At 62.1% G+C, this 10,916-nt stretch carries 9 protein-coding genes; 7 read left to right on the top strand and 2 right to left on the bottom strand.

Annotation, left to right across the window (positions count from 1 at the left end):
* The 6 genes from FN369_RS09110 to FN369_RS09085 form a co-directional block, all read left to right on the top strand.
* Window positions 1–431 (top strand): TrkA C-terminal domain-containing protein (locus FN369_RS09110; protein WP_142525843.1); only part of this gene is annotated, 431 nt, incomplete at its 5' end.
* A gap of 114 nt (window positions 432–545) precedes the next feature.
* Window positions 546–1,541, top strand: coding sequence for a UDP-glucuronic acid decarboxylase family protein (locus FN369_RS09105; RefSeq protein WP_142525842.1), 996 nt, complete (start codon window positions 546–548; stop codon window positions 1,539–1,541).
* A gap of 77 nt (window positions 1,542–1,618) precedes the next feature.
* Window positions 1,619–2,641, top strand: a complete 1,023-nt coding sequence (tsaD, locus tag FN369_RS09100) for a tRNA (adenosine(37)-N6)-threonylcarbamoyltransferase complex transferase subunit TsaD (RefSeq protein ID WP_142525841.1) — start codon at window positions 1,619–1,621, stop codon at window positions 2,639–2,641.
* 82 nt (window positions 2,642–2,723) lie between these two features.
* Window positions 2,724–3,893: a nucleoside-diphosphate kinase gene (locus FN369_RS09095; RefSeq protein ID WP_142525840.1), complete on the top strand. Its 1,170-nt coding sequence runs from the start codon at window positions 2,724–2,726 to the stop codon at window positions 3,891–3,893.
* 42 nt (window positions 3,894–3,935) lie between these two features.
* Window positions 3,936–5,099, top strand: a complete 1,164-nt coding sequence (locus tag FN369_RS09090; RefSeq protein WP_142525839.1) for a pyridoxal phosphate-dependent aminotransferase — start codon at window positions 3,936–3,938, stop codon at window positions 5,097–5,099.
* Between the two features lie 165 nt (window positions 5,100–5,264).
* Window positions 5,265–5,639 (top strand): YidH family protein, encoded by a 375-nt coding sequence (locus tag FN369_RS09085; protein WP_142525838.1) that lies wholly within the window; start codon window positions 5,265–5,267, stop codon window positions 5,637–5,639.
* A 111-nt stretch (window positions 5,640–5,750) separates the two neighbouring features.
* On the opposite strand, the gene FN369_RS09080 is transcribed toward FN369_RS09085, so the two are convergent.
* On the bottom strand, window positions 5,751–7,925 hold the full coding sequence (locus FN369_RS09080) for a hydantoinase/oxoprolinase family protein (RefSeq protein ID WP_142525837.1): 2,175 nt from the start codon (window positions 7,923–7,925) through the stop codon (window positions 5,751–5,753).
* A 54-nt stretch (window positions 7,926–7,979) separates the two neighbouring features.
* On the opposite strand from FN369_RS09080, the gene FN369_RS09075 reads away from it, so the two are divergent.
* The gene (locus tag FN369_RS09075; protein ID WP_142525836.1) at window positions 7,980–9,599 is read left to right on the top strand and encodes a bifunctional aminoglycoside phosphotransferase/ATP-binding protein; all 1,620 of its coding nucleotides are present in this window, start codon (window positions 7,980–7,982) and stop codon (window positions 9,597–9,599) included.
* On the opposite strand, the gene FN369_RS09070 is transcribed toward FN369_RS09075, so the two are convergent.
* Window positions 9,567–10,916: amino acid permease (locus FN369_RS09070; protein ID WP_142525835.1), on the bottom strand; the 1,350-nt coding region annotated here is incomplete at its 5' end. The genes FN369_RS09075 and FN369_RS09070 overlap by 33 nt on opposite strands.

Raw genomic sequence — 10,916 nt, 5'->3', positions numbered from 1 at the left:
TCGTCGCCCGGGCGGTCGACGAGGCATCCGAAGCGAAGCTCCAAAAAGCGGGGGCCGATCGCGTGATTCTCCCCTACCAGATCGCTGCGTTTCGCATGATCACGACCCTTCTCCGTCCCGCGGTGGCCGATTTTCTTTGGGAGGTCGCGCATGTGGGCGGACTCGAGCTCTTTCTCGAACAGATTCCGCTGCGGGAAGGCTCCTGCCTGATAGGCCAAACGCTGGCGCAAGCTCAGTTGCGCAATCGCTTCAACGTCACGATCGTCGGCTGCCGCTTACCGGACGGGACGCTCTCCGTCCGGCCCACCGCGGACACCGTCTTGGAAGCCGGCATAGAACTCATCGCGCTCGGCACGCATGGGGAATTGCAGGCATTTGCTCGACTCGCGTCGGGAGAGGATCCGGGCGCTTCGCAGGCGGCAGCCTCTTGATTCCGAGCGCCACCCTCCTCCGTCTCCCAGAAACAAGAGCGCGTCCGAAGAAAGATCCGACGGCCGACGACGCGGATTTGCACTTTCTCCGGTGGATCATTAGAGTTTCTTTTCATGCCCTTTGCCGTCGTCACCGGAGCCGCGGGCTTCTTAGGCAGCCACCTCGTCGATTGGCTGCTGGGCGCGGGCTACCAGGTTCTCGGCATCGACAATTTCGTTACGGGAAATCCCGCCAATCTGGCGCATCTCGAGCACGAGCCCCGCTTCGACCTCCTCGTCCAGGACGTATCGGAATTCCTCTCCGTACCCGGAAAAGTCGATCAGATCTTCCACCTCGCCTCACCGGCCAGCCCGATCGACTATCTGAATCTTCCCATTCAAACCCTGAAGGCCGGGGCCCTCGGAACCTATCGAGCCCTTGGACTCGCCAAGGCCAAGGGAGCCGGATTCCTCCTCGCCTCGACCTCCGAAATTTATGGTGACCCCTTGGTTCATCCGCAAAACGAGGAGTATTGGGGCAATGTCAACCCGATCGGTCCTCGGGGAGTTTACGACGAAGCGAAGCGCTTTGCGGAGGCGCTGACGATGGCCTATCACCGGAGCCACGGGGTGAAGACCCACATCGTCCGCATCTTCAACACCTATGGGCCCCGAATGCGCCTCCACGATGGCCGCGTGGTTCCGGCTTTCATCGGCCAGGCTCTGGAAGGAAAGCCGTTGACGATTTTCGGCGACGGCTCGCAGACCCGGAGCTTCTGTTACTGCTCCGATCTCATCGAGGGGATCTTCCTCCTCTCGCAATCCGCTCTCGCCGATCCCGTAAACATCGGCAACCCGACCGAGCTCTCCATCCTCGAGTTCGCCCGGCTCATTTGTCGGTTGGCGGGACTTCCCGAACGCCTCGAATACAAGCCCCTCCCCGTCGACGACCCGAAACAGCGGCGTCCGGACATCACCCGCGCCGACAAGACACTCGGCTGGACTCCGAAGATCGATCTGGAAACGGGATTGAGGGAAACGATCGACTGGTTCCGGGCCCACCGGCCGGAAGCGAGGAGAGGGGGAGCCGAAAGGCCGGATCGATCCGTAACCCCCAGCCGATCGCATTGATTCCCGAGCCCGCTCCGGGCGCCCGAGCTCGCTTACGATTCGTGAACCCCTCCCTTTCAAAAGAGAACCGGAAGAAGATGCTCTGGCTCGGCGTCGAAACCTCCTGTGACGAAACGGGGGTGGCCCTCGTGGAGGAAGAGGAGGGGAGGACGCGCGTCATCGGCGCCCTGCTGGCCAGCCAAATCAGCCGGCATCGCCCTTTCGGGGGCATCGTGCCGGAGCTCGCCGTTCGGGAGCATGCCCGCAACCTTCCGGTGCTGACGGCTCGGCTTTTCGAAGAGACCCGCTTCGCTCCGCGGGAGCTCGGGGGGATCGCCGTCACGGAAGGTCCGGGTCTTGCTTCCTCCCTTCTGATCGGCAACGCCTACGCCCGAGCGATGGGAGCGGCCATCGATCTTCCCGTCTTCGGAATCAACCACCTGGAGGGACATCTCTTTTCTCCCTTCCTCGAGGGAGAGGAGCCGATCTCCTTCCCGTTTCTCGGCCTCGTCGTCAGCGGGGGACATTCGCTTCTGGCCTCCGTCGAAGGCTGGAACCGATATCGCATCTTGTCCTCGACCTCCGACGATGCGGCCGGAGAAGCCCTCGATAAGATCGCCCGTCTCCTGGGCCTACCCTATCCCGGAGGACCGGAGATCGAGAAATTGGCCTCCCGGGGCAACCCCAAGGCATTTCCTTTTCCGCGCGGCTTCCCCGAAAAGGGCGACCTCCGATTGAGTTTCAGCGGACTCAAGACCGCCGTTCGCTACTTTCTCGCAAGGCACGCGGACGAGTGCCGCGATCCCGCCTTCCTCGCCGACGTGGCCGCCTCGCTGCAGGAGTCGGTGGTGCGCACTCTCTGCGAAAAGACCCTCTGGGCGGCCGCATCGGGAGGATTCCGCATCCTCGCGGCTTCGGGAGGCGTCCTGGCGAACCGGCGGCTGCGAGAGGCCTTGGAAGCGGGATGCCGTGAGCTCGGCCTTCTCCTTCGCATCGCACCGCCTGCGCTCTGCACAGATAACGCCGTCATGATCGCCTCCGCGGCTGCGTTGAAGAGCGCGGCGGGACTTCCCGCCTCCCTCCGGGAGGACATCGATCCGGGACTCCCCTTGGCGATATGAAATTCCCATTGACGCCTCCTGCGAGAACGGCATAGGGTGTCTTGCCGACCAAAGGCGGTAACCGCTTGTTTTTTCCTCTTTTATGGCACGTGAACTGAGTTATGTCATTATCAACCCCTACTCGTTGAGCAAATCGCGAACAGGGGCGATCCTCTCTCGACTGCTGACTCGAACGAGCTTGGAGCTGGTGGGAGCCTCCATGTTCGCTCCCAGCTATGAGCTGGTGCACGAGTACGCCAAGATGATCGTCACCGAAAACGATCCGCAGGACCGTCAGATTCAGCAGCTCATTCGAGAATACATTCTGGAAAACTATACCCCCGATCCGGTCACGAAGCTGCGACGGCGTGTCATGGTCCTGCTCTTTGCCGGGAGCGATGCCGTCGCCCGAACACGGGAAGCGGTTGGGAATATCAGCCGGATGAGCAGTGGCGGTGAGACGGTTCGGGACACCTTTGCCGATCTGGTCTTTGCTCGGGACGGATCGGTCCGCTACTTCGAGCCGGCCGTCTTGGCCGCTCCCACCGTAGAAGAGGCCAAAGCCAAGCTCCAACTTTGGAGCCGCTATGCGGCGACCGATGCGGGACTCGTCTCCTCCGCCCTTCCTACATTGGAGGATCCCCGTCACCAGCGGACCCTCGTGATCCTGAAGCCGGACACGATCCGGTTTCCGGGCGGAAGACCGGGCAACGTCATCGATCTATTTTCCAAAACGGGATTGGCGATCACCGCCATCAAGGTTCACCGGATGAGCGTCGCCGAAGCCGAGGAATTTTATGGCCCGGTCCGGGCTGTCCTGCGGGAGAAGCTCGTCGGCAGCACAGGCGACAAGGTCAAGGAGCTCCTGGAATCCGCGCTGGGCATCACCGTCGATCCAGAGCTTAAGGAGCAGCTCGGGCGCCTTCTCGGGCCGAAGTCGGCCGACCACCAGTTCGATCTGATCGTCCAGTTTATGACCGGTTACGCTCCCAAGGATTGTTCGGAGGCGGAGAGACGGCTTCCCGGGAAAGAAAAGTGTCTCATCCTGGTCTACGAGGGGATCGATGCGGTGCAGCGAATCCGTCAGGTTCTCGGGCCCACCGACCCTGCCAAGGCACCACCGGGATCGATCCGGCGCGAGTTTGGCCAAAACATCATGGTCAATGCCGCTCATGCCTCCGACTCAGTCGAAAGCGCACAGCGCGAAATGGATATCCTCCGGCCGGGGGAGAGCAACTTCTCCTCCCTCGTCTCGGAATTCTACGGCTCATAGCCGCGCGCGCCTCCGCATCCGTCAATCAACCGAAAGGGCCATATGGAACCATCTTCTCGCGCCAAGCGCATCACGCCTTCCCTCACTCTTTCCTTGGGGAGCAAAGCCAAGTCCCTGCGGGCAAAAGGAGTAGATATCGTGAATCTCGGCTCGGGCGAGCCGGACTTCGACACCCCGGAGTTCATCAAGGCGGCCGCCATGGGCTCTCTCGATGCGGGATTCACGAAGTATACCCCATCTTCCGGTATCCCCGAATTGCGGGAAGCCATCGCCGACAAGCTCGAGGCGGACAATGGTCTCTCTTACGATCCATCGCAGATCACGGTCAGCTGCGGAGCGAAGCATGCCTGCCTCAATGTGTTGCTGGCGACGCTCGAAACCGGAGACGAGGTCATCATCCCCGCACCCTACTGGCTGAGCTATCCGGAAATGGTCAAGATCGCCGACGGCGAGCCCGTCATCGTCCCCACGCGCCTCGAAAACGGCTATAAGATCACTCCGGAGGAATTTGCGGAGGCGATGACGCCGAAGACTCGGATGATCATTCTCAATAGTCCCGGAAACCCCACCGGTTCGGTCTATACGCGCGAAGAGATGGAGGCATTGGCCCGAGTCGCCGCGGAGGAGGATATTCTGATCCTTTCCGACGAAATCTATGAGAAGATCCTCTTCGACGGAGAGAAGCATTGGAGTGTTGCTTCTCTCGACGCTTCCTTCTATCCGCTCACCTTCACAGTCAACGGCTTTAGCAAAGCATACGCGATGACCGGATGGCGGCTCGGCTATGTGGCTTCCCCTCCATGGGCCGCCGCTGCGGTCGAAGCGATTCAGAGCCACTCGACTTCCAATGTGACTTCCTTTGCGCAAAAAGGCGCCTTGGCCGCCTACCGAGGTCCCCAAGATTGCGTGGAGGCCATGACCCAAGAGTACCAGCGCCGGCGGGACTACCTGGTGGCACAGATCGGCTCTCTGCCGAAGGTGAACTTTATCCGGCCCCAAGGGACCTTTTATCTCTTACTCGAGATCGGCGATACGAAGCTCTCCTCTACCCAGTTCGCCGAGCGACTCTTGGAAGAAGAGAAGGTGATGGTGATCCCCGGAGTCGCCTTCGGCGACGATCGGACGGTGCGACTCTCCTACGCGACCGACATGGACAGTCTGCAGAGAGGTGTCGAGCGCTTGGCCGGCTTTCTGAAGCGACTCTAGGCTCCATGGAACATCCTCCCTCTCCGTCCGCACGCCTGGCTTCGAGGCCGGCTCGAAGAGTTCGCCCCGCATGCCGCTTCTCCGGCCGACCCGAAAGAAGGGGCTCTGGGCGTAACCGACTCGGGCCGCGGGCGGGATAACGGAGGGCCCGAGCAAGCCTTTCCGATGAGAAGGAACTTCGGGGACCATTCGGCCAATGAACGAACCTTTCTCGCTTGGATTCGGACCAGCATCGGGCTGATGGCGTTCGGGTTCCTGCTGGAGAAGTTTACGCTCTTTCTCGATTATCTCCGGCTCGCGCTCAACCAACCTCCAGCAACGGAGGAGCCGGCGACGAGGCTCATCGGCCTCGCCTTCCTGACCCTCGGCGCCATCATGATCGGCATGGCTGCCCTCCGCTATCGACTCTACGCCCGGCAGATCGATAGCTCGGAATTGGAAAGGACCAACTTCGTTCTGCTCGACACGATTCTGGGAGGTTGCCTTGCGGGCGCCGGCATCCTGCTCGGTCTCTACTTGGCTCTTCGGATCGCGCTGTAGGCCGCTCCATCGGATCGAGGCGACCTTTCGTAGCAAGGGCCGCGTGCCGCTCGAACCATCGACGGTCTCGACGGGCAGCTTGCCGATCGAAGCCGTCCTACAGGAGAGTCCTTACTTCTCGCGGCGCGTAAGAAGCAGGCTCCGGTATCGGTCGACTCTCGCCCTCCAAGAGGGTGGTACGACCGTCGTGCCGCTGTATTCCAGGATCACGGCGGGTCCTTCGATCCGATTCCCCGGTTGGAGGCTTTCTCTTTGGTAGAAGCGGGCCGAACGACGCTCGCCGGAGAACCAGACCTCCCTCTCGAAAAGCAGACTTGCGGCTGCGGGATCGGGACCCGCCTCCTCCTCCGGGAGGAGCAAGGGCTTCCGCAGAATGCCGCGTGCCTCGACCCGGAGCGAGACGATCTCCGTCTTTTTTCCCCAGTCGGCATAACCATACTTGAGCTCATGCAACCGGTGGAACTGCTCGACATGCCCTTCGCCATAGGGAACCGTCAATTCGAATCCCTGGCCCACATACCGCATATCGAGCAACAACGAGAAGGCTCGTTCGTCCTTGGCAAAGCCTTCGGCCGCCAGTTCGTCCTCCGCCTGAGCGGCGAGCCGGCCGAAGATCCGCTGCAGCTCCTGCTCTTCCGTCTGCTCCTCGGGCAGGAGCAAGGTTTCGACGTAGTCTCGCACGAAGTCCGAGAAAAGATCGCCGAGCGCGGAAAAAAGGCCGGGGTCCCTTGGAACGACCGCCCGGGGGATCTCCAGGGCATCGGCGAGATCGCAAGCATGGAGACCACCAGCTCCCCCGTAAGCCAGAAGCGGGAAATCTCGGGGATCCTTTCCGCTCTCTGCAGAAACCAGCTGGATGGCCCGAGCCATTCGGACGTTGATCACATCCAAGATCCCTTGCGCCAACCGCTCGACCGGGCCCTCCTCTTCCGTTTCGAAGGCACGGAGAGGAGCAAGATGCCGATCGACAAACCTCGAGAAAAACTCCCGAGCCCGCGCCCCGTCCAAACGCATCCGCCCGCCCAGCAGGCCGCCCGGTCCGAATCGCCCGAGGAGCAGATGCGCATCGGTGACGGTGATCTCCTCCCCTCTGCCATAGCAGACGGGTCCGGGATCGGCGCCTGCGCTCTCGGGCCCGACCCGCAAAGCGCCACCCGCGTCGACCCGAGCAATCGAGCCTCCTCCCGCTGCGACCGTCTGAATGGGAAGAATCGGGATTCCGATCGGAAAACCTCCGATCCGACCGCCGCGGCTTGGGAGTTCGGCTTCCCCCACGAGACTCACATCCGTCGATGTGCCGCCCATATCCAAGGCTAGAAGTTGCGGGAAACCCAAAAGACGCCCCCACGCAGCGGCCGCGACAACCCCCCCGGCCGGCCCCGAGAGGGCCGTTTGAATCGGCTGCTCCGCCGCCTGCTTCGCCGAAAGCGCACCTCCATTCGATCGCATGATCCAGAGAGAAACCTCTTGCGGCTTCTTCGACCGGGCCAGCTCCGCCAGCTCCTTCAACCTCTCCGCGGCTCGGGCGAGATACCTCCGAACGATGGGAGCGATGTACGCGTTGAGGACGGTCGTCGACGTCCTCTCGTACTCGCGATATTCGGGAAGAATCCGACAGGAAAGGGAAACTGGCGATGCGAGATCCTCCAGAAGCGCCCCCGTTTCCTCCTCGTGCCGGGGATTGGCAAACGAGAAGAGATAGACGACCGCGACGCTTTCCACCCCTTCCTCTCGAAGGCGCTTCTTGATCGCCAAAACCGTCGTGGCATCCAGCGGCCGCAAGATCTCTCCACGGACGCCCACCCGCTCGGGCACGCCGAAGCGCCATTCCGGCGGTACCAGCGGAGCGGGCTTCGACGGCCCCAGTTCGTAAAGCTTGGGACGATTCTGTCGGCCGATCTCGATTAGATCTTCAAAACCTTCCGTGGTCAGCAGAGCGGTGCGCGCCCCCTTCCGCTCCAGGATCACATTGGTTCCAACGGTGGTCCCGTGAACCACCTCGATTCGGCCGCAGGTGCAACCCTGGAGGAGAAGGCGAACTCCTTCCAAAAGAGCCTCCTCGGGTGCGTGCGGGGTCGAAGGAAGCTTGAGACAAAAGAGGCGCCCCTCCCGGACGGCGACGAAGTCGGTGAAGGTGCCGCCGGTATCCACGCCGATCCGAAGCGGTGGGCCACTCTCCTCGCCAGCCGGAACGGAGATCAACTCCGCACGGGATCTCGTAGCGAGTCTTTCGGGTCCGTCGCAGGAGGCGGAGCTTGCGCCCTCGGCCACTCTTGGTTTTGCCATTCGCTCGATCTTCCGGTAGAAGTTCCGGACGAACATTACAGGAAGCCCCGACCCATGCCTAGCCAGGAAGCCCGTCTCGACGAACGCGTAAGCCCCGAAGAACTCCTCCGTTTTTTGCGAGACCCGCGCTCCTATCCCCACCATCCCGAGCGGGTCGACTTTCTCCAGACCCATGCCTCTTACGTCTTCCTCGTCCCTCCCTACGTCTACAAGGTCAAGAAGCCGGTGAACTTCGGCTTTCTCGACTACTCGACCCTCGAAAAGCGGAAATATTTCTGCGAACGGGAGGTCGCTTTGAATCGGGAGCTCTGCGCCGAGGCCTATCTCGACGTGATCGGCATTGTTCGGGAAAACGGCTCGTGGCGCTTCGCGCGGGAGGGGCGCCCGCTCGAATATGCCGTCCGCATGGTCGAGCTCCCCGACGAGTTTTTCGCAAAGCGTCTCCTTTCCGAGGGGCGGTTTGGAGAGCCGGAGCTCGAACGGGTCGCCGAGCGGCTGGCCGCCTTCTACGAAGGCCAGCGGCCGAACGAATCCATCCTCGAGTGGGGGAGGATCGACAAGCTGCGGATCACCTCCGACGAGAACTTCGCCCAGACGGAGGGAGATATCGGCAAGACCATCGATCGGACAACCTGGGAAACGCTCCGATTTTTTACAGAGGAGTTTTATCGACAGCGCGCCCCGCTCTTTGAAAGGCGGGTGCGCAACGGCTGGATCAAGGACGGACACGGAGATCTTCACCTCGAGCATATCCACATTTCGCCGCAGGGGCTCTGCATCTATGACCGGATCGAGTTCAACGACCGTTTCCGCTATGTGGACGTCGCGAGCGACGCGGCATTTCTCGCCATGGATCTCGCTTTCCAAGGCCGTCTCGACTTGGGTCGCTACTTCCTCGATCGGATGGCGCGGAGGCTCAACGATCCGGAGATGCTCGAGCTCACCGACTTCTACTGCTGCCAACGGGCCTATGTGCGGGGGAAGGTCGAGTCGATGACCGCACGGGATCCTCTGGTTCCGCAACCAGCGCAGGAGGAATGCCGGCGGCGCGCCCGCCGCTACTTCGCGCTCGGCCTCCGGTATGCCACCGTCGGCTCCCGTCCGGCCATTCTCGCGATCATGGGGCGAGTCGGAGCCGGCAAGACGACATTGGCGACGGGCCTGGCCCGAGCGTTCAGCTGGAACCATCTCTCATCGGATCGGCTGCGCAAGGAGCTTGCCGGCCTGCCGGCCGGCGAGAGACCTGGAGAAGAAGTCCGCTCCTGGCTCTATTCGCCCGAGTTTTCCAAGAAAACCTACGGCGAGCTGCTCCGGCGCACGCTCGATTCCCTCCGGACGAGCGCATCCTGCGTCCTCGACGCTACGTTCTCCTCCCGGGAGGAGCGGAGCAAACTCCAGGAGATCTGCTCGCAAACGGGAGCAAGCCTTCTGTTTTTGGAAGCGCAAGCCGACGATTCGGTCCGGAAGACCCGGCTCTCCGCCCGGGAAAAGGAACCGGGAACGGTGTCGGACGCCCGATTGGAGAACTTCGCACTCCTCGACGATCGATACGAGCCGCCGGCGGAGCTTTCCGACAAAGAGCTGGTAGCGATCCGCTCCGATAGGGGGCCGGAAGAGGTCCTCTCCGAGGTCCTCCGCGCGCTAGCCCTTCGAAAAGCCTCGGCCCTCCCCTGATTCGAGCCCACGCACCCCCGTGGCGAACCAGATCCCCTCGGGACGGGGAACCGTCCTTTCGAAGTCGGTATCCCCCCGCGTCAAGGCCGCATGGGCCGGCCGCCCCGGTCGCCCCCAGAGAAAAAGCAGATAGACGAGGGCGCCGACGACCATCCAGAGCATAAAGGTCATCAAGGTCCTGCGGCTCAAGTTGGTCATCAAGTAGCCGCAAAAGACGATCGCCGCCAGGGCGCTCCATGGCATGGCCGGGACCTGGAAGGGCCGCTTCAGCCCCGGTCTCTTCTTCCGGAACGCCAATACTCCCAGCGCGACGACGATGAACGCGGTCAGAGCCCCCATGTTGGTGAGCTCGGCAACCGCCTCGATCGGCAAGAAGCCGGCGATTCCCGCGATCACCAGCCCAATGAGGAGGATCATGCGCGCCGGCGTCCGGGAGACGGGATGGATCTTTCCGAGGAAAGAGGGGAGCAATCCGTCCCGGCACATGGCGAAAAAGACACGGGATTGTCCATACATGTTCACCAGCAAAGCCGAGGTGATCCCCGCAATCGCCCCAACCGCCACGAAGTTGGCGGCCATCCGCTCTCCGACCTGGACGAGGGCAAAGGCCACCGGATCCTTTACGTTCAAAAGCCGATAGGGAACGATTCCGGTCAAGACGACGCCCACCAGAATATAGACCACGGTGCATATGACGAGCGATCCGAGGATGCCCAGCGGCAGGTCGCGCTTCGGATTCTTCGCTTCCTCCGCAGCCGTGGACACGGCGTCGAATCCGACATAGGCGAAAAAGATGAGCGCGGCACCTGTCATCACCCCTTTCCATCCAAAGGGAAGGAGCGGATGCCAGTTTTGCGGATTGAGATGGCGGACGGCGACCAACAGGAAGAGTCCGATTACCAGAAGCTTCACGCCGACGATCCAATGGTTGAACCGAGCGCTCTCCCGCGCTCCGAGAGCCAAAACCCCGCTCAGCCCGAGAGCGATCAACGCCGCGGGCAGGTTGAGCCACCCCCCTTCGTGAGGCGCCTTGCTGAATGCCGGAGGCAGAGCGAATCCTATCCCCGCCAAAAGCTCCTGGAAATATCCCGACCATCCGATCGCCACCACCCCACCGGTCAAAAGGTAGGCGAGAATCAAGTTCCAACCCGTGAGCCACCCCGCAAACTCGCCCATGCTCAAGGAAGCATAGGAGTAGGCGCTTCCCGCCGCGGGCACCACCGAAGCGAACTCCGCGTAACAGAGGGCGGCGAAGAGGCAGGCGAGGCCCGCCATTACGAACGAGAGCGCGAGACCCGGTCCGGCCGCCGTCGCGGC

Source organism: Methylacidimicrobium cyclopophantes (assembly GCF_902143385.2).
GTDB classification, from domain to species: Bacteria; Verrucomicrobiota; Verrucomicrobiia; order Methylacidiphilales; family Methylacidiphilaceae; genus Methylacidimicrobium; species Methylacidimicrobium cyclopophantes.
Note: the sequence above shows the minus strand (reverse complement) of the source record. Positions and strands in the feature narration are given on the sequence as shown.

Bases quoted from the DNA above. Each gene is read 5' to 3' on its own strand.
- FN369_RS09085 (WP_142525838.1), top strand. From the start codon at position 5,265: ATGAGAAGGAACTTCGGGGACCATTCGGCCAATGAACGAACCTTTCTC.
- FN369_RS09080 (WP_142525837.1), bottom strand. From the start codon at position 7,925: ATGGCAAAACCAAGAGTGGCCGAGGGCGCAAGCTCCGCCTCCTGCGAC.
- FN369_RS09105 (WP_142525842.1), top strand. From the start codon at position 546: ATGCCCTTTGCCGTCGTCACCGGAGCCGCGGGCTTCTTAGGCAGCCAC.
- FN369_RS09090 (WP_142525839.1), top strand. From the start codon at position 3,936: ATGGAACCATCTTCTCGCGCCAAGCGCATCACGCCTTCCCTCACTCTT.
- tsaD (WP_142525841.1), top strand. From the start codon at position 1,619: ATGCTCTGGCTCGGCGTCGAAACCTCCTGTGACGAAACGGGGGTGGCC.
- FN369_RS09075 (WP_142525836.1), top strand. From the start codon at position 7,980: ATGCCTAGCCAGGAAGCCCGTCTCGACGAACGCGTAAGCCCCGAAGAA.
- FN369_RS09095 (WP_142525840.1), top strand. From the start codon at position 2,724: ATGGCACGTGAACTGAGTTATGTCATTATCAACCCCTACTCGTTGAGC.